Source organism: Paenibacillus baekrokdamisoli, assembly GCF_003945345.1.
GTDB lineage: Bacteria > Bacillota > Bacilli > Paenibacillales > Paenibacillaceae > Paenibacillus_Z > Paenibacillus_Z baekrokdamisoli.
Genome location: NZ_AP019308.1, coordinates 1866139 through 1885303 on the forward strand (window position 1 = coordinate 1866139; position 19165 = coordinate 1885303).

The 19165-nt window shown below is 46.1% G+C and carries 18 protein-coding genes and 1 other annotated feature; of the genes, 3 read left to right on the forward strand and 15 right to left on the reverse strand.

Annotated features, from left to right (window positions below; translation table 11 throughout):
• Positions 1-21 precede the first annotated feature (21 nt).
• From EKN16_RS08170 to EKN16_RS08195, 6 genes are all read right to left on the reverse strand, one after another.
• Positions 22-807, reverse strand: a complete 786-nt coding sequence (locus tag EKN16_RS08170) for an STM4013/SEN3800 family hydrolase (protein WP_125655293.1) — start codon at positions 805-807, stop codon at positions 22-24.
• Positions 804-2048 carry an STM4014 family protein gene (locus tag EKN16_RS08175; RefSeq protein WP_125655295.1) on the reverse strand — a complete coding sequence of 415 codons (1245 nt, stop codon included), beginning with the start codon at positions 2046-2048 and terminating at the stop codon, positions 804-806. Before EKN16_RS08175 ends, EKN16_RS08170 begins: the two co-directional genes overlap by 4 nt.
• Positions 2049-2050: 2 nt before the next feature.
• Positions 2051-2896, reverse strand: coding sequence for an STM4015 family protein (locus tag EKN16_RS08180; protein WP_125655297.1), 846 nt, complete (start codon positions 2894-2896; stop codon positions 2051-2053).
• A 138-nt stretch (positions 2897-3034) separates the two neighbouring features.
• Positions 3035-3892, reverse strand: a complete 858-nt coding sequence (locus EKN16_RS08185) for an RNA polymerase sigma-70 factor (RefSeq protein ID WP_125655298.1) — start codon at positions 3890-3892, stop codon at positions 3035-3037.
• A gap of 34 nt (positions 3893-3926) precedes the next feature.
• The gene (locus tag EKN16_RS08190; RefSeq protein ID WP_125655300.1) at positions 3927-5099 is read right to left on the reverse strand and encodes an NAD(P)/FAD-dependent oxidoreductase; all 1173 of its coding nucleotides are present in this window, start codon (positions 5097-5099) and stop codon (positions 3927-3929) included.
• 69 nt (positions 5100-5168) lie between these two features.
• Positions 5169-5888: a response regulator transcription factor gene (locus EKN16_RS08195; RefSeq protein ID WP_125655302.1), complete on the reverse strand. Its 720-nt coding sequence runs from the start codon at positions 5886-5888 to the stop codon at positions 5169-5171.
• Positions 5889-6205: 317 nt separating this feature from the next.
• On the opposite strand from EKN16_RS08195, the gene EKN16_RS08200 reads away from it, so the two are divergent.
• Together EKN16_RS08200 and EKN16_RS08205 are read left to right on the forward strand one after the other, a co-directional pair.
• Positions 6206-6829 carry an SCO family protein gene (locus tag EKN16_RS08200; RefSeq protein WP_125666013.1) on the forward strand — a complete coding sequence of 208 codons (624 nt, stop codon included), beginning with the start codon at positions 6206-6208 and terminating at the stop codon, positions 6827-6829.
• Positions 6830-6872: 43 nt separating this feature from the next.
• Positions 6873-7235 carry a c-type cytochrome gene (locus tag EKN16_RS08205; protein ID WP_125655304.1) on the forward strand — a complete coding sequence of 121 codons (363 nt, stop codon included), beginning with the start codon at positions 6873-6875 and terminating at the stop codon, positions 7233-7235.
• Positions 7236-7500: 265 nt separating this feature from the next.
• On the opposite strand, the gene EKN16_RS08210 is transcribed toward EKN16_RS08205, so the two are convergent.
• Positions 7501-8124, reverse strand: coding sequence for a GyrI-like domain-containing protein (locus EKN16_RS08210; RefSeq protein WP_125655307.1), 624 nt, complete (start codon positions 8122-8124; stop codon positions 7501-7503).
• Positions 8125-8544: 420 nt separating this feature from the next.
• Between EKN16_RS08210 and EKN16_RS32935 the strand changes: the two genes are divergently transcribed.
• Positions 8545-8631, forward strand: a complete 87-nt coding sequence (locus EKN16_RS32935) for a putative holin-like toxin (protein WP_221226835.1) — start codon at positions 8545-8547, stop codon at positions 8629-8631.
• A gap of 199 nt (positions 8632-8830) precedes the next feature.
• On the opposite strand, the gene EKN16_RS08220 is transcribed toward EKN16_RS32935, so the two are convergent.
• The 8 genes from EKN16_RS08220 to EKN16_RS08250 all read right to left on the reverse strand — a co-directional run bounded on the left by EKN16_RS08220 (position 8831) and on the right by EKN16_RS08250 (position 19136).
• Positions 8831-9325, reverse strand: coding sequence for an S-layer homology domain-containing protein (locus EKN16_RS08220; RefSeq protein ID WP_232016507.1), 495 nt, complete (start codon positions 9323-9325; stop codon positions 8831-8833).
• Positions 9326-9679: 354 nt separating this feature from the next.
• On the reverse strand, positions 9680-9811 hold the full coding sequence (locus EKN16_RS33455) for a hypothetical protein (RefSeq protein ID WP_260182959.1): 132 nt from the start codon (positions 9809-9811) through the stop codon (positions 9680-9682).
• Positions 9812-10201: 390 nt separating this feature from the next.
• Positions 10202-11488, reverse strand: coding sequence for a tyrosine--tRNA ligase (gene tyrS, locus EKN16_RS08225; RefSeq protein WP_125655311.1), 1287 nt, complete (start codon positions 11486-11488; stop codon positions 10202-10204).
• 53 nt (positions 11489-11541) lie between these two features.
• Positions 11542-11764, reverse strand: a binding site (T-box leader).
• A gap of 336 nt (positions 11765-12100) precedes the next feature.
• Positions 12101-14413 carry a beta-glucosidase family protein gene (locus EKN16_RS08230; RefSeq protein ID WP_125655313.1) on the reverse strand — a complete coding sequence of 771 codons (2313 nt, stop codon included), beginning with the start codon at positions 14411-14413 and terminating at the stop codon, positions 12101-12103.
• A gap of 8 nt (positions 14414-14421) precedes the next feature.
• Positions 14422-15609: a response regulator gene (locus tag EKN16_RS08235; protein ID WP_125655315.1), complete on the reverse strand. Its 1188-nt coding sequence runs from the start codon at positions 15607-15609 to the stop codon at positions 14422-14424.
• Positions 15606-17396, reverse strand: a complete 1791-nt coding sequence (locus EKN16_RS08240) for a sensor histidine kinase (protein ID WP_125655317.1) — start codon at positions 17394-17396, stop codon at positions 15606-15608. The genes EKN16_RS08235 and EKN16_RS08240 overlap by 4 nt, the downstream gene beginning before the upstream one ends.
• Before the next feature lie 8 nt (positions 17397-17404).
• On the reverse strand, positions 17405-18226 hold the full coding sequence (locus EKN16_RS08245; RefSeq protein ID WP_125655319.1) for a carbohydrate ABC transporter permease: 822 nt from the start codon (positions 18224-18226) through the stop codon (positions 17405-17407).
• A gap of 16 nt (positions 18227-18242) precedes the next feature.
• The gene (locus EKN16_RS08250) at positions 18243-19136 is read right to left on the reverse strand and encodes a carbohydrate ABC transporter permease (RefSeq protein WP_125655321.1); all 894 of its coding nucleotides are present in this window, start codon (positions 19134-19136) and stop codon (positions 18243-18245) included.
• Positions 19137-19165 lie beyond the last annotated feature (29 nt).

Sequence of the window (19165 nt, forward strand, 5' to 3'; positions counted from 1 at the left end):
CCTCTCTTTGTCTCAGCTGCACTAAACGATAAATTCGCGATACGGTACATTCCATACCACTTCATGGGCCAATCGATGACCCTCAAATCCATCTTCACCATAAGCAGTGCCATGATCAGAGAATACCATGCAAAATACAGGGCGTTCACGCTCCCGCAGTTTGGTAAATAATCGACCGATCTCACCATCCACATAACGCAGAGCAGCCCGCTGTGTCTCGACGGAATCCTTTTTGGCTCCGGCAACGAAATAATGATTTGGTCCATGAATAGCCGATACATTCATGAATAGGAACAAGCGCTCATTAGCCTCAGCTTTCTCTAATCGCTTTAGGGCATGGTTAACCTGATGCTCTGTGGAGCGGGGGTTAGTGACGCCGAACGTCATTCTCCAATAGCTTTCCTGAAAATAGCTGGGAAGTACCTTGGCGAGCGGTACTTTTTTGGTGAAAAAGATCACTCCGCCAATACAAATCGTGCGGTACCCTTCTTGCTGCAAGCCTGAAACAATATCAGGCGTATCGAACAGCCACGTTGCCGGATGTGTCTTCATCCCTGTATGCTTGGAGTGAAACAAGCGGACATGCTCCGATTTATCCGTGGTTGCCGGAGTCGGTAGAAAACCGCCAAAAAAAGCATGATGCGCGGCATAAGTAAAGCTGCCTGGGGTATGACGTTTCTCCCAAGGCTCACCTCGACACAGATTTGGACAGTTCTCCACCTCTAATGCAGCAGCATCATAACGCAAAGTATCTAAGGTAATCATGACAATATCATGGCTGCCGACAATCTGATTCATATCAATCAACTCGATCTCTCCTTCCAAGCTTGAGTCGAATTGGCTGCAGATAGCTTCTTCATTTCCCATTCATAGGTATTGAATCCTTGGTAACTTACCTGATAGAGCAAGTCTCCGAATGGATTAACATCCAGCACGTAAGGCTTATATGATATAGAGCTTAGAAGAACATCAATACCAGCAACTGTAGAGTCAGGGAATGCTGCTAGAGTCTGTTCTGCACAGTGTCGCACCGAATGCTGGATTTCGGCAGACAGTCCCATAGCCCCGATATCTATTCGTTCGCTTTGCAAATGCAGATTCGTAATAGGCGTAGAGCTTACTCTTGCGATGCTATGACAGGCTTCTCCTCCAACGACAAGCTGACGAATATCAAAAACTCGGTCCTTGTAGGAAGCCTTCGCAATCCACTGCTCCGCATGAGCCCCATGCCGCAGCAGCCAATTTATGATCTGCTTGATTGATGATTGCTCCGTATAACGATGCAGTCTTTTGTCATTATAAAAGAGGGGCGGTCTTGATAAATAGTTCTCAACGCCCATCGTTGTTACAACCAGCTCGGCTCCAGTGGCCGGGTTCACTTGATAAGCGATAACTCCACATGCGCCAGAGCCTGATGCCAGCTTCAAAAAGATGCGGTGCATCCGTTTGTTAGCCATGGCTGCACGAAGCGCCTCATAATCGGGAATCTCTTGCGGAAGCGCTGCAAGCCGAGACACAGGCAATCCCGCTGCCGATAGCACCTGATGGGTATGTCGTTTATCGAACATGCTGATAATGTCCCTCGGAGCGTTCATCCATCTTGCAGTTGGTCTTAGCGTTCGCGCCTCGTTCTCCAGTCGTGCTAGTAAACGGGCATAGCCGCGGAACCATTGCGACGGATGATAGAGCTTTCCCTTTTGTTCCCTTAGACGAAGCGCGGTCCTCCTAGTCATTGGCTGTGAATCTGCTAGATCCCCAAATGGGAGCAACCGATCGTCTTCCAAGTGACCAGCCGAGTCCGGTGCTCCAAGAGCAATGAGATCGCGTTCTACTTCAAAATGTTCACCAGGTGCATCGAGCCTAAGCAGCAGACTATCCGCAGCTAACAGTCCCTTAGATTCCACAGCAGCTGTTAAGGTTGTTCTTCCTTGAAGCAAGTCCAAATAATTAACTTCAATTGCTGGCGGCAAACCAACTGCTCGACGGGCATCCTGAAGCCCGACCGTTCGCCGATTATTTGAATTACAGATCAGCAGCATTTGTTCCATTGTTACTCGGTAAGTGAGGGATAGCGATAATCCTCATCATCGTCCTGATCCTGTTGATCACTCAGGTTCACATTTAAGCCAGACTGTTCCCATCGCTTGATCATATCATCGGACATATAATGATAGCCCAAATCCAAATGCTGCAGCTTTTTTACTTTATCGCTATTGAAGAGTGCTTCCGCACCTTTGTCAGTCAACGTCCCCATGGACAAGTCTAATGTTTGAAGTTGATCTAGAATAGGTGCATTTGCCAGAGCGATAGCAATCTCATCTTGTATTTCGCTATTCTTTAAGCCCAAATAGGTTAATTGTGGGAACTTCCCTGGCTCTATCAGAGTTAGAACATCCTCCAGATCGCCATCGAAGCCATACTGATCGACACCCAAATAGAGCTCAAGCTTCTTCAAACGCGGAAAGCTGCCTTTACTTATGCTAGCAATGACCTCTTTACCGAGTCCGCCGCAAATAATGGTTAACTCTTCTAATTTATCATGACGAGCGGGGTCAAGCGCCAGACCCGTGCTCCCTTTAATCGTGAATGAGGTTAGCTCTGGAAATGCGGCTAGCAATGGAGCTAAATTCGACTGTGTGATCCATGAAACCTCGCACTCTTCAAAAGACATATCGCCAATAAATAGCTTTCGCAGCTTGGGGAATCTGCTGTTCAGCCGCACAAGCGTCTCAACAACCTCACTAGAATCGTTCTCATAGGCGCCTCCCCAATCTCCAATTACGAGGCTTTCTAGATTCAGGCTTTCTTCCTGATTAGCCAGTTGCTCGATTAATGAGGCTATCTTATCACCATTCTCATATTGATCATAATCCAGCGTTAACTTGATTTCAGACATTTCTTAATTCCTCCTTGTGGCTCCATGATCTAATAGGCTTTCGGATAACGTATTCGCGAAAATGACGTTCATTTCCTTTTTTTACGGTAACATCATGAATCCGACCATACTTGATTGCCCTGCATCCATCAGCAAAGTCTAAAGATGCTGCAGCTTATCCGGGTTCCTCACAAAATACAGATTGGAAATGGCATTGTCCTCGACATGCAGAAGCACGACGGTCTGGGTTACGCCATTCATGCGAACGATCAATCCAGTTTGGCCGTTTAAAGGTTTCAGTTCGATCTGAACGTCTTCCTCAGCTACCTTCTGAAGGAGACCAAGTAGGAAACGAGCCACACGCTCGGGCGTTTCGATCGGATGGGCTGCAGCGGTAATTTTCCCTCCCCCGTCCGAAATCAGAACGACGTCTTCAGCAAGCAAAGACAATACCGAATTAATATTGTTTTGAGTAAGTGCCTTAATGAACCGCTGTACCCACTCTTCTCCCGCCGTCTCAGCGCTGATTGACTCTTCTTCGGAAATTCCCATTTTTTCTCTGGCACGGCTCATCAGCTTACGGCAATTTGTCTCGCTTTTGTTGACAAATTCGGCAATCGTGGAGTAGTCGAAGCAAAGCGCTTCGCGAAGGACGAATATCGTTCGTTCTGACGGAGACAACCGCTCAAGCAGCACGAGCATGGCATACGACAACAAATCGCTGCGGATGACAGTTTCAAACGAATCGTCATCCGGTGTCGGTACCAGCTCCGGAAGCCAGGGACCGGAATACTGTTCCCGCCGCCGCTGTGCTGATTTGAGCAAATCCAAACAGCGATTAGTCACCATTTTGCACAAATAGGCTTTCGGTTCCTGGAGGTCGTCAAGATTCAACTTGTAGATCTTCACAAACACATCCTGAACCGCATCCTCGGCATCGGCAACTGAGCCTGTCAACTGATACGCAAGTGTAAATAGCAGTGCTTTATAATTCTCGTAGAGTTCTGTCGTTCTCATCGTTTGATCCTCTTCCACACCCTAGTTTCATCTTCTATTTTACCAAACTTGCTGAATCCCAAGTGAATTTTCTAATTTTCCAGCCAAGTTTACCTGTGAGTATGAAATCCAGTCCCCAATGACGGGTCCATACCATGCCTTGTTCCGGCCCCAAGCCGATGCAGAAGAAGTCCATATGCGTCTGGTGAGTAGGAGCTGGGCGATTATTTAAATCTGCTGAAATCACTTTTACCAGCCTAGTTGCTTGAGCGACAGCTTCCTTACATGTCATCCTGTCTGGTCGTCCATTTGCCGGATCGGTAATATGTGCACAGTCCCCGATACTGTAGACACCAGGTGCCCCTTTGACACGGTAACTGGCATCCACAATGACCTGACCCTCGGGTGTGAGCGGCAATCCAAAGCTGCGGAGCACCGGATTCGGCAGCAGACCCAGCGTCCAAATGCATAAACCGACGGGCATCGGCTTGCTGCCGGTCAGCATCAGCACCCCTTCCTTCTCCTGCATCGCTTTGCACCGGTGAAGAACAGTTACTCCAATTTTATTAAGGGCAATTTCCAGCTTCCGCCCTACTTTAGCGGGGCCTTCTGGAAAAAGTCTTTCCTGAGCGTTAATGAGGAACACTCGAATTTCTGCCGGATCAAGTCTTAGAGCTGCGGCTTCCTTCCGCATCTCGTAGGCCAACTCGGCGGAAGTCTCAATTCCGCTAATCCCTGCTCCCGCAACCGCAACAGTCAGCAATCGTTGGCGGTTAGCACGATTTGTTTCCTTGGCTGCCTTCTGCAAATTCGCCAGCCATTGCTGCCTGATGCTAGCCCCAGCATTCAGATCTGTCAGAGCCATTCCCCCTTGCTCGAGGGCTGGCTTTCGTATAACACTGCCGACCGTAACGATCAGAATATCGTAATTTATTTGGTGTGAATTCCCTTTGGCATCTTCATATTGCAGTCGTTTTTCCTCGCTTGTAATCTCCTTTACCATACCTTGAAGGAAAGAGATACCTTCAGTAAATATGTCTTCGAAAGGGATTGTGATAGGTGTACCTGCAGCAGCAGCCTTAAACAAAAGCACCTTTCTGAGGTGATGAGGTTGTTTATCAATCAAAATAATTTGCAACGGTATCCCCTGCATGGTCTTTCTGATGGCGTTAATAGCATTAAGACCGGCGTACCCGCCTCCAATAATAATACATGTCTGTTCTTTCATAGCCATTCACTCCTCTTCGCTCGTTTGCCCATATGACGACATACAAGCTCGATTTGTGACAGAAGTGAATTAAGCATCCCTCACACAATAACCAATCCCCCAAATGGTTTGAATCAAGTTACCCGCTTTTTTTGAAATCGGACTCAGCTTCTCACGAACCCACTTAATATGCGTATCAACCGTCCGATAATCGCCGCTCTTGGTATAATCATGCTCCCATACTGCTTGCAAGAGTTCTTCGCGAGTAAAGACAACACCCGGATGAAGGGCTAAGTAATAGAGTAAATCATATTCCTTTAAAGCCATATGGACTTGGGTACCTTCAACCAGAACACGGCGTCCCGCAGGCTCGATGACAATAGGATTAAGAATAATAGAGCTGCAGCTGCTGCGATTACGAGAGGTAAATGGGATTGCTGATGAACGGTTAACGATTGCCTTAATTCGATAAGCCACTTCCCTTGGACTAAAAGGTTTAACGACATAATCATCTGCTCCTACCTTGAAACCCTCCAGCCGCTCATTCTCGTTACCACTGGCAGTCAGCATGAGGATCGGTGTCTGTTTCACGCTTTTTAATCGCCTGCATATATCCAAACCGTTCATGCCTGGTAACATAATATCCAGCACAATGAGATCATAGTCAACATGTAAAGCTTGTTGAAGAGCCATGCTCCCATTATCCGTCTCATCGATGATATACTTCTCTTTCTCAAGGTACATACGAAGCAGCTTCCGAATCCGCTCTTCATCATCAACTATTAATAGTCTTTCCGCGCGTTCTTCCATCTGTCGTAACTCCTTCCTTTTGCGTTAAAGATGGTCCTTCAGTATGCGTGTGAAGCTCCCTTCATCATAAATAAAGAGAAAAAAACTGCCTATAGCTACTTCGGGTCATCTTGCATCCCTTGTGTGAACGCTGCGTGAACAAATAAGCGTGAACAAGATCACAGCAAAGGACAAATTTCATTGTTAATTCACAGTTCCGAGCACCGATTCTCATTTAGCAGCATCCGGGCATAGCTCTTCCGAGCCATAGAAACGCAGAGAATGATTTGTTAGTATGGTACTCATCTTGAATAATGTTTGGAGGTTAATCGTTGAAAATGAAATCCTTACTTGCTGAGCGAAAATATGTAATCGCTGCTGTTCTACTCGTTCTATGCATGGCTGCCTATTGGTCCTATAATTCCTTCAAGGATTCTGGTAAGCTCCCTGTCGTCATGAATGCCCCTGACTTCACGATTCCGGATTTAGATGGCAAGCCGGTTCAGTACAGCCGTATATCAGGTGATGTTCACATGATTGAATTTATGTTTACAAGCTGCCCCGACATCTGCCCAACCACCACGTACAACTTCGTTCAAATCCAAGAACAACTTAAGAAGCAGTCGTTATTTGGCAGCAGCAAAGTAAACTTCTTAGCGATCACATTCGATCCGAAGAACGATACGCCTAAGGTTTTGCGCAATTATGCAAGCAAACTTGGAATGGATCTAAGCGGTTGGACCATTCTGCGAGGGGAAGAAGCGGAGACCATTAATCTTGCCAAGAAGTTTGGTATATCCGTGTCAAAGATGCCTGACGGCTCATTCGTACATACGAATACCTCCCTGCTCTTGCTCGATGGACAGCAGCGAGTACGTAAGATTTATAAGATGGGCGAGGACATGGATAATCAAGTGATAATGAAGGATATTATTGCCCTGCAAGACGAAGCAGCAAAGTAGATCCAAGAAAGAACGATTATGAAGAGAACAGGAGTGATTATTCATGTATAAGTGGGCGTTGTTTATCCTATTCTGCTTAGCATGTACGCTTAGTGTAGGGTTATTGCTTTTTAATCTCCCAGCCAAGCAAACAGCCGTTGCAGAAGAACCAGCGATAGTTATTCCAGATAAGTCAGTCGATACCAAAGCAGCGGAGAGCGTCTACAAAAGCAACTGTGTTTCTTGTCATGGTGATCAATTGCAAGGTAGTCTTGGACCTAATTTAACTACAATCGGCGGATCAGTTAGTAAGGAGAAGATCTATAAACAAATCATTAAAGGTGGCAATGGGATGCCTGGGTTCGAGGGTAAACTTACCGAAGATGAGATTGTTAATCTTAGCAACTGGTTGGCAGCTAAAAAGTAATCGAGAACAATATCTAAGAAGAAACGGCTTACGCCGTCCTCTGGCAGCGACGTCTAGTGGGTATGAGGTTAATTGGTAAATCTCTTTTGAAAGAGATATCTTAAATTTCTTTAATTATAAGCTTGCAAATAGGTACAATTTCTTGGTCTCTTCCGGCAATGGGTACCTATTCTCGACACCCAAGAGTGGCGGTATGAATAAATCGTTTTTAGGTCGCAAAAAAGCTCAGGCATGTTTCCAGCCTGAGCTTAAATTCGAGATCTTCCTATTGCCCTTTTATAGGGAATCTTAAAACAGTTTTCATCTTCGACATTTCAGTCTTGCGCGGGTCGGATAGATAGATTTCCCGATGAGTTTTATCAGAACGTACGTATCCTTTTTCCTTGCAAAATACTTCCATCTTCGCAAAGCTTTCCGGTTCGTCATCATAACTTCCTATGTGCATCATTTGGCAGCATAAACCATCCGTCATTTCACCGAATGTTAACTTCTCAAGGTATGGGTTTGGCTTTTTCTTTTTAGTCTGCTCTACAAATGTTATGAATAATTCATTTGTCAGAAAGTCTGGTTGGCGTATCATAATTGTGTACTTCAAATTATTTTTGTCTGTTGCCGGTTTTGACTTATCAATTAAATCCCAAATTCCCTCAAGTGGGAAAACGGTATATTCATAATAGCTGACAGGTATTTCATCACTTTTATAGGACATTTTAACCGCATAACTTAAACTATATAATGCTTCTGTCGCTCGAGTAAACTCCTCACCGTTTGGATTACCAGTACCACTAATCATAATAAATGGCATCTTAGCCACATCAATAATAACGGGTATCGTTTTGGGCAGATAAATGTGCTTATAATCTTTTCTATATTCTATCTTTTTGCTCATGTCTAATCTCTCCTTATTACTTTTGACAACAGCATATCATTCTTAATATGACAACAGTGTGTCAGAGATTCTTCTTGAGGATTGACATAATGGGAAATTGGCCGGAAATGAAACCGTAATTTTCAAAGTGTCATAACCTATAACTTCAATTGGAGCCATGACTAGACGATAATTAAAGGTTACCTTTTTATCCGAACTACAACCTCAGCCCCAGAGAAGCTTTTGAAACAAGGCCGTGCTTACATCGAAACCTCTCTAGCTTATTAATGAATATTAGGCTATTTTAACAAAATATGTAGAAATTTGTGATAAAATTTTAGCTCAATGAGTACTTACAAAAACATTCATTCAGGTATATAATTACCAGTATGACGACTTGTACAGAGGCGGACACCTTACTAGAAAGGTGGAGCTCTAAACATGGATACATTTCAATCTCTTACAATTATGTTTGCCTTTGGAGTATTTATACTCACATTGTTAACTTACATTGACAAGAGGAAATGATCTGATTTGGCACTAGTTTTGGTTTGAAACCATACTAATTAAATCCGCCAAATACAAGCCGCCGTACAAGTCAGGTCATTTCATTGATCTGGCTTTTTTTGTAATGAATCAGTTATTTTTTTCGAAACATACGATAATCCTTGCAAGAAAAAACCGCCCTTTCCCTCACATGGGAAACAAGCGGTTACAGCTTTTCGGTCTATTTTGAACTTTGATTTTCCAAGCTTCTTAACAACACGACAACCGCCTCTGCCCGAGTCAGTGATTTTGCCGGGGCAAATTGGTTCGCTCCCATCCCTTGTACGAGACCGTGCTGCTTCGCAGCCCATACATACCGTTTGGCCCAAGTCGGAATATCCTCATCATCGGCAAAACCAATTGCTCCCGCTTCACCCGCTTCATCAAGAGCTAGCAGCCTCACGATCATAACGGCCATTTCGGAACGGCTAAGCAGCGCATTCGGCCTGAAGCTCCCATCCGCATACCCTTTAATGATGCCTGCTTGTACCGCTCTGCCCACCGCAGCCTTGGCCCATTTGCCAATGTTCGCTTCATCGGAGAAAGACAACTCCCCTGCAGTCTCCGCGGCTGCCGTGGTCTCCTGGAAGCTTCCCACGATTTCAATCTCATTCACCTTAGCGAGCATTCGTTTCATAATGAAGTGCATTCCCTTTTCGTCATCGATAATTACCACCTTCAAACTAAACGCCTCCCACTGCTGCAAGAACTAAAGTATAATTCTTCCCGATGACGGCAAAATGACAAACTTCGACAGCAAATAAGAGCCCTCATGTGAAGGGCTCTCCATCTACTCCATATGTTATGAATCTAGTTCCGACATCAGATGGCTGTAAAGAGCCGTTACTTCATGCGATGGGCTTATCCCTAGCTCTCTATGCAGTGTCTTTTATTGGCGGTTCAAAGCTTCTTTGTTCTTCTGTAAAGCCAAGGCCTTCATATACAGCTTTATCGCTCCTTCATCCAGCTCATTATGGGCGAACTACAGCCATCTGCTTACAGCCTTCTTCAAAACTAAGGATATCGACACTTACGCGATTATATCTAATGCATAAGAGCTGCCGTCGGAATGTATACTCCCCTTGAGTCCATAATGGTCCAATAATTTACGCAGCTGATAGACTGTCGTGTTCAAATAGGATTCGCCGTTCTTTAGAGGCATTTCGCCAAACAGATCCTCGATGATTCTCGCTCTGGGTACAAGTCTGCCTTATGCTTTAATAAATAGCCAAAAAGCTCCGCACTTTTGTTAGTCTTCCACTTGACCAAGACGTTACTCGCTTTCCCTCCTTCCATCCTGATTATTAGGTTGAGTGGAAGCTATAGGAGGCGTGGGAATACTTCCCCCATATTCTGTGAAGGATGATCTTTACTTGATTATTTTTCTCGGACCTCTCCGCAAAAAATATTTGAAAGGTGAATATTAGAATTGCTATCAACGCTCGTTGCACCATAAAATCCTTTATAATGTTCACTATTGTTTTATCACCTTTTTCACCTAAGAGCTGCAGAAGTTAAAGGGACTGCCTTTTGGCAGCCCCTTGGACATATCCTATTCAAATCTCGCCAGGTAGTAGTTTTTCTTGCCGCGCTTCAACACGACAAATTTCTTGTAGAGTCTTTGCTCTAAGGTGATGACGCTATCGATGCTCGTTTGTTTGGAACCATTCACGGAAACCGCTCCGCTTTCAATATCCTGCCTTGCTTGGCGCTTTGATGGAGCAGCACCTACCTCAATAAGAAGATCAATCAATCCGATATGATCCTGATTGCTGATAACCGTTGTCGGCATATCTTGGAGCGCCTCGACGAGCTCCGATTCACTGAGCTGCGTCACATCACCTGAGAATAACGCCTGTGTAATTTTCTCTGCGCTGACTACAGCCTCTTCTCCATGAACAAGCTTCGTAACTTCACGGGCCAGCTCACGGTGGGCGATACGTTTTTCTGGATGTTGGTTATGTTCAGTTTCTAGCTCTTCAATTTGTGATTTGGTCAAGAAAGTGAAGTATTTCAAAAATTTGATCACGTCGCTATCGTCAGTGTTAATCCAGAATTGATAAAATTGGTAAGCAGATGTTTTGTTACGATCCAGCCAAATAGCGCCTGACTCGGATTTGCCGAATTTCTTCCCATCACTCTTCGTTACAAGCGGCATCGTCATTCCGAATGCGCCACTGCCGCCCATTTTGCCAATCAAATCTAGTCCAGCGGTAATGTTGCCCCACTGATCACTGCCTCCAACTTGCAAGGAGCACCCATGTTCTTCATGCAGCTTATGGAAGTCATAAGCCTGCAAAATCATGTAGCTGAACTCCGTGAAGGAAATACCGTTCGCAAGACGTGAGTCGACTGAATCCTTTGCCAGCATGTAGTTAACCGTGAAGTTCTTACCGACATCACGCAGGAATGTGATGACATCCAATGGGGCGATCCAATCGTAATTACTCACAAGCTTAGCTGCGTTCTCAGCAACATCGAAATCTAGAAAATTCGAAAGCTGCCGTTTCAAGCTATTGGTCCAATCTGCTACAGTTTCTGCTGTGTTCAACGAACGTTCTGAAGCACGGCCACTCGGATCACCGATCAAACCCGTTCCTCCGCCTACCAATGCTAGTGGAATATGACCTGCCTTTTGAAAACGGCGCAGACATAGGATTGGAAGCAAGCTTCCAATATGAAGGCTGTCCGCAGTCGGATCGAAACCGCAATAAAGAACGACTCTTTCCTTTTGCAGCTTTTCAGTCAAATTGTCACGATTTGTGATCTGATGAATTAAACCCCGATACTCCAGGTCCTCCAATAAATCCGTTTGGTTGGCTAAGTTACTCTCTCTCATTACGAATCCCTCCAGAATAGTTGTTTACACAAGAAAGACCCGCCCCTGTCATTGACAGGGGCGAGTCATCGCGGTACCACCCTAATTGAAAATGCCTAGGCATTTTCCACTCTTGTCAGGCTAACGGTTGACGGCCGTCTTTTCCTTCTGCAATCTTGCAGTTTCGGATCAAGAAGCTCCAGGTTGTAATTCACGTTCATTCCGTACCGGCTTGCACCAACCGCCGACTCTCTGGAATCAAGAATGAAACGTTACTAATCCCTTCATTGCCCAGCTAATGTATTATTGACTGGTTTAACTTTAAACAATTTCTGTACCACCTGTCAACTCTACGTCATGCAGTTATTCCTCTTTCCCTTTATAACAAGCCTTAGGCGGCGCAATATCCGCTATCTATTTATAGGCTCTAAAGGTCGGCATAATTAGTGCTTGAGTGCTTGATCACGACTAACAAAGCGAAGCGGACGGAATCGTTCTGAAGAAGCGCTAGCGTTCGCCTTTGTCTCCCTATTTCTACCCCTAAGGGATAGAATCAAGAAATAGGGAGACAACAGCGATCGTAAGAATGATCCGTCCGCGCAGCGGGCTTTTACGCACAAGGCTTCGAATTTATCAAGCTCTTGTTTTAGTGTTGAGCCTATTTATAGAATGGAGCTCGTACTCTTGAATCATCTGCCGGACGTACTGCTCTGGAGACTGATTGATTAGCCAGTCTTGCCCATACATCTGGAACAGCTTGATTAATGGGGCATCTCCGAAAAAGCTTATCAACATCGGTTCGTCGAGGGATACCTGGTCCTTGCTGCTGCGATTCAGTTCCATCAATGCTCTATTCAGAACCTTCAAAGCCTGCGGATTATCTATCCATTCCTTTAATAAACTATATTCATGATAGCCATTGCTGCGAACATCTGGGAAATCTAGGTGTATACGATGTGATAGCCTCAAATCTTGAGAGGAGCTTCCGATGAAGATCTCGAAATAGCCTGTATCTGCCACCCATTTCTTGTACTCAGGATCATAATAAGAGAAGTCCCTAGGTTCGAGCGAGAAAGTGATTTCCGCTTCCTCTCCCGGCTGAAGCTGAAGCTTACGAAAAGCTTTAAGCTCCTTCATCGGGCGAATCCAACGACATTGCTCGTCTCTTACGTACAATTGGACGACCTCTTGTCCTTTCATCGATCCGGTATTACGGAGTCGGAACGTGACGGAAACCTCTTGCGCATCTCCGGACACGGACAACTGTGAGTATTCGAAGGTCGTATAGGACAAGCCGTGACCGAACGGGAACTGCGGAGCTAGCTCCTTCTTGTCATAGTAACGGTAGCCGACGAACAATCCTTCTGCATACACCGCTTTACCACCTTCTCCTCCGAAGCTAAGATAGGATGGATTATCCGACAACTTTACCGGGAAAGTCTCAGATAGTTTACCAGAAGGATTGCCAAGACCGAATAGAACATCTGCGATGGCACTGCCGCCCGCTTGCCCAGTCAGCCACATATCGACGACAGCAGGAACATCGTGAAGCCATGGTTCCATTGCGATTGCGGAGCCGTTGCTTAAGATAACGATACAGTTCGGTTGTACGGCTGCTACCGCTTGAATCAGCTTCACTTGCTGCAGCGGCAGATCGATTTTCACTCCATCAAACCCCTCTGATTCCGTTCCTTCAGGCATCCCTACGAATAGCAAGGCCGCGTCAGATTGTGCAGCAATTGCTACGCTCTCCGCGATAAGAGCTTCGTCTATCCCGTCTATATTCCCATAGCCAGGCGCGAACGACAGCGTCGCTCTATCCGCGTTAACACGAACGATCTCCTCATAAGGGATATCCAGTCTCCTCGGGATAACGCGCGCACTTCCCCCGCCTTGATAACGTGGTGCTTTGGCAAGCTGTCCGATAACGGCGAGCTTAGAGAGCGATTTTGGCTGCAGAGGAAGTACCTGTCGATCGTTCTTGAGCAGCACAATGCATTCAATCGCCGCCCGATAAGCAAGCTCATGATGCGCGTCCCAATCACAAGGCTTCACTGCCTGCTGATCGCTCTTCACCTTCTCATGTAGAAGCAGCATGCGTCGAACGCTTTGGTTCAGCGTCTCTATGTCTAGATCACCCGACTCTATCGCTTTGATCAACTGACTATTGTTGTAGAGCGCAGGTCCCGGCATTTCCAAGTCGAGTCCGACCTGTAACGCTTTAATCCGATTATGAACGGCGGTCCAATCCGACATGACGACACCCTCGTATCCCCATTCTTCCCGCAGTATTTCCCGTTCAAGATGCTCGTTCTCGCTCGTATATTGTCCATTTAATAAATTATAAGAACACATAATCGTCCACGGATTCGCCTTCGCAACCACACGCTCGAACGCATTCAAATAAATTTCCCTCAGCGTCCGTTCATCCACCTCGGAGCTCATTGCCATTTTCTCTGTTTCCTGATTATTGCAGGCAAAATGCTTCAACGAAGCGCCTACGCCTTCGCTTTGCAATCCATTCACGAAAGCAGCACCCAATTCACCGGACAGGCAAGGATCTTCCGAATAATATTCGAAATTACGCCCGCCAAGCGGCGATCGCTTCATATTAATTCCTGGCCCCAACAGCAAATTCACGTCAAGATGCTTGCCTTCGATGCCCAGCGCGATGCCAATCTCCTCAAGAAGCTCCACGTTCCATGAGGAGCCAAGAGCCGATCCTGTTGGAAAGCAGGTGGCTGGAATATTCCCTGCATCCTCGAATATCCCTAACTCATTCGTGTCCTGTGTCTTACGGATACCGTTCGTTCCATCGTACATGTAGATGGAATCCACCCCAAGACGTTCAATCGCCCGTGTCTTCCACATATCCGCACCAGAGACTAGCGCGACTTTCTCTTCCAGCGTCATTTGACTTAATAATTGATCTACATTCCGTTTCACGTCTTGAATCACACCTCTCCCTGATGATTATTCTGACGATATTCCGTAGGGGTAACCTGAAAAGTCTTGCGGAACACTTGCGTGAAATGCCGCAGCTCCTGATACCCTACCTGGTAAGCCACTTCAGTAATTTTCATATTCGTCTGCTGCAGAATCTCCGCTGCCTTGTCCATCCGCAGCCTGATCACGTATTCCTTATAACCCTGCCCCATCTTCTGTTTGAACAATTGGCTGAAATACGCCGCGTTCAAATAGACGGCAGCCGCCACCTTCTCTAAGGATAGTTCATCCTGATAATGAGCTTGAATGTATTGAATCGCTATTGGAATAGCACCTGAAGGATTCTCTTCGACTTGCGTCGGTTCCGATTCATGGGTCTGTGCGGGAAGACTGCGTAACGCCCGGATTGCACTCGGAATATCCCGAAAATCGCTCATGAGCTGCTGGCTAACATGAATCCCATAGGCGCGTTTCAAGCAGCGATCCAGTATTTCCGTCAGTTCTTGGATGAAGGGCTCTGGCTCTGGCTCCGTTGTCGCCGATACCAGTGCAATAACCGTTCGTTGATCAAGGCTGAAGACAACTCCTCTCTCCCCTGCCTCAACCATCTCCGTCACAATATTTTCCGTCATAAAATGAAAGAGAGACGCTTCCTTCTCCTGCTGCAGGTTAATCATCACCAGGTAGAATGAAGGGTACTGCTCCGCTAGCTTCGATATATTGAAGGGACCGATATCCATACCTGCGGCAAAACGCTGAAACACGGATTCTCGCATCAGCCGCAAGTTGCGGGATAGAAGCTCCTCGTCCGACAGCTGTATTTCATCCTGCTTAATCTCTGCCTGCAGCCGCGTCAGCAGCTCAATGAGCTTGGACTTGCCGATTGGCTTTAATAGATAATCCCTCGCTCCTTGCCGCAAAGCTTCCTGTGCGAAATGGAAATCGGAATGCGCAGAGAGGATAATCCAATGAATCCGCTTGTACAATACCTTCCCTGCGGCTATTAATTCTAAACCGGTCATCCCATTCATCATGATATCGGCGATAACGATATCAACGGGAACATCACGGAGTTTATCCAAAGCTGCCTCCGCGGAATCGGCCGTATGCACGTTCAGCGTCTGGAACGCAGATTCGATCGTCCGTCTCAACCCTTCACGGATATGAATCTCATCATCAACGATCAGGATATTCATGATGTACCCATCCCTTCTGCATCCTGCATACTACGGAAGAAGGGAATGACAATTGTAACGACCGTTCCCTGCCCCACTTCGCTTCTAATTCGCAAACCGTAAAGAGGACCGAAGCGAAGCGCCAGTCTGCTATTCACATTGTTCAAGCCTATACTTCTCGACCTTCCGCTTCCCTCTGTGAAGCTTGCTGTTATTCGCTCTACGCTAGCTTCATCCATCCCAATGCCGTTATCTATGACATCAATAAACAGCACACCCTTATCCATCCTTACTTCAATTCGGATAGAGGCTTTGCTTCGGTCCTTTAGCTTATCTAACCCATGGATAACTGCATTCTCCACGATTGGCTGCAGAATCAGCTTCGGCAGCGGAACATCAAGGCATTCCGGTGCGACATCCATGGTGAAATCCAGATGACCTCCAAGTCTCGTCTTAATGATGAGCAAATAATGATCGGTCTGTTCCATCTCATCGCGCAGCGTCACCAGCTCTGCCGTATCCCAATTGCTGCTGTAGCGAAACATGTGGGAAAGCGACAGCACCACATCTCCGAGTTGATTACGCTGGCGGTCATCATCGATCATCCAGTACATCATATCGAGCGTATTAAATAGAAAATGCGGGTTAATCTGGGCTTGCAGCGCTACAAGTTGAGCATTCTTCTCGCTGGTCGTCACGATTCGTACCCGCTCCACTAGCGCATGAACGCGTTGAACCATACGATTGAAACCCGCAACGAATACGTTGATCTCATCGAATGACTTCATTTCTAGCATAATATCCAGATTGCCAAGCTCTACCCGCTTCATTTCCCGTATGACCCGTTTTATCGGACGGGAGATGAGGTTGGATACTGTGAGAGCTAACAAGCTTGACAGCAAGATGAGCATGACAAGCATGATGAGATAATATCTTTGGGTCGCGAGTCTTTCTAACATAAGATCTGATTTCGGCGTGATGCCGATAATCCGCCATGCCGTCTCCTTTAGATCGGAAGCGACGATCATCTCCTTGGCGTTTTCTTTCAGTAATTCCGATGAATCGGTCACCCCGTCCAGGTAGGAGGGATCCAGCTTCTTTTGAAGTCGCTCTGAGTCTCCCGTGACTACGGCAACACCAGAACGGTCTATGACATACTGGAGACTATTATCGGTAATATGCAGGTTGGTCACTGTATTCAGAATATCAGTTGGCTTCATCTCTACGATGACCATCCCGATCGGTTTCGTTTGCAGGATATCGTACATTTTTTTGCCGAAGACGAAGACGGAACTAGACTCCCTCTTATCGATCAGAGAATGATTCATAACCCCGTACCACATCATCTCACCGGATGTTCCTTTGATCTTCTTGTACCAATCCCGCGAGGCGTAATCTGCATCAATTAATTGTGTGGGTCGCTGTCCAAAGCTGTAAACGGCACCTGTTTCGCTGATGATATAAATAGCTTGAACGTCTTGCCAGGAGTAGAAAATAGCTCCCAAAGTATTGGTGATCATTCTTTCGTTAATCGTACGAAGCGCGTTGTTCGTTTCCTTCTTCCCAACCCGCCTTTGAATATCAGGGTTGCTGGCGACCGATTTGGTCAATGCCGAGTATCCTCTAAGCAGCAAATCCACAGACTGACTTGCTTGGGACACATTTCTTAGCGCGACTGCTCCGACTCTGGCGTTGATCTGCTCTGCCGAGCGCTGATAATAGAGCCCCGTCATCAGAGTCAGCAGAATTAACGAGCATATGAAGAATAGGACAAACATCCGGAAACGCAGCGATTTTAGCTTTAACATAAGAGGTCCTAACCTTTAACTGCCCCGGCAACCATGCCTTTGGCGATTTTTTCAGATAACAGAAAGTATACCAAGATTACCGGAAGGGAGGCTAGTACCAAGTAAGCCCCGATCGCGCCGAAATTCGTCGTATATTTACCAACAAAGCTGTAAACCCCGAATGGAAGCGTTTTTAGGCTATCCGTTGAAATAAAGGTTGCAGCCATAATGTACTCGTTCCAGGTAGGAATGAACGTTAATATCGTAACGGTCGTAAGCGGCGGTACGGTAAGCGGTAAGATAATGCTGAAGAACGTCCGGTTAACGGATGCCCCGTCTATGGAGGCCGACTCTTCCATTTCCCTAGGAATTGACTTAAAGAAGGTGGCTAGAATGAATACAGCAATCGGCAATGCAAAAGCAATGTAAGGAAGCAGCAGCGAAATATAGGAATCTAGAATGTGTAATTTCTTGAATACCACCACGAGTGGAAGCAGTGTCGATTGGAGCGGAATCATCATGCCAATAATAAAGAGCAGCAGCATGGCGTTGCCCCATTTCCAATCAAAGCGGGCAATCGCATAGGAAGCCATTGAACCAAGAGCCAGCGTGCATACGAGAGTGACTCCCGTAATGAAGATGCTGTTCGTGAGATATTGCAAGTAGTTTCCCGAGAAGATCGCATCGTGATAGTTGCTCCACTGGAATACCTTGGGCAGTCTTAAAATGCCCCCTGTCAGAATCTCTTCATTGGTCTTGAGGGAGTATAGAAGCAGCCATAAGAGCGGATACAATTGAGTAACCAGCAGGACGGACAACAATAGCCACATTAGCTTTCTTTTGATATTCATAACCATCATTCCCCTCTTACGAAAGCGCGTTTTTCTCGGAGCGTTTAAAGATAAGATTGAGCACTAAAGTCGCTACCAAACATTGCACAACCAGTATCACCGAAAGTGCGCTGCCATATCCGTATTGCATAGATAGGAACGTCTTGTTGTACATATAGGAGGAGATAACTTCAGTTGCATGTCCTGGTCCTCCACCCGAGACGACCATGATCAAATCTAGAGCGTTCAGAGAACCGATAACGGCGATGATCACGCATATTTTGATGACGGGTACGGCGAGCGGGAGTGTAATGTACCAATCTGCCTTTATGCCATCTGCTCCATCAATTTTAGCGGCTTCATAGATATCATTCGAAATATTTTGGACACCTGTATACAAGATTAGAATGTTGTAGCCGAGATACTGCCAGATTGCGATGAAAATGATTGCATACATGGACGTATTCGTTTCACTCAACCAACCGTGTGTCCAGCTGCTTAAGCCAACTTGCGTTAGCAGAGAATTCAATAGGCCACCAAATGACAGTGGATTATAGATGTTTTTCCATAATTGGCCTACAATGACGACGGATAAAATGACGGGTACGAAATATACGGATACCAGAAAACTGGAGCGTTTTACGTATCTGCTCAGCAGAATGGCGATCCAGAGCGCAAAGGCAATTTCGGCGACTGAGAATAAAGCGAACTTCCACGAGTTGGATAGAGCCGACCAGAATATGTTGTCCTTGGTAAAGATAATGGAATAGTTATGCAGCCCGATCCACTTGGCCCCGCCAATTCCATTCCACTGCATGAAGGAATAGTAGACAGATACGACGATCGGAATGAACACAACCGCAAGGAACAGAAGCAAACAGGGCAGCACGTACAGCGCAATCATTGTTCTCGTCACTTTCATTGCATTCATGAAGTATTCCTCCTGTAAAAGGGAAAAGG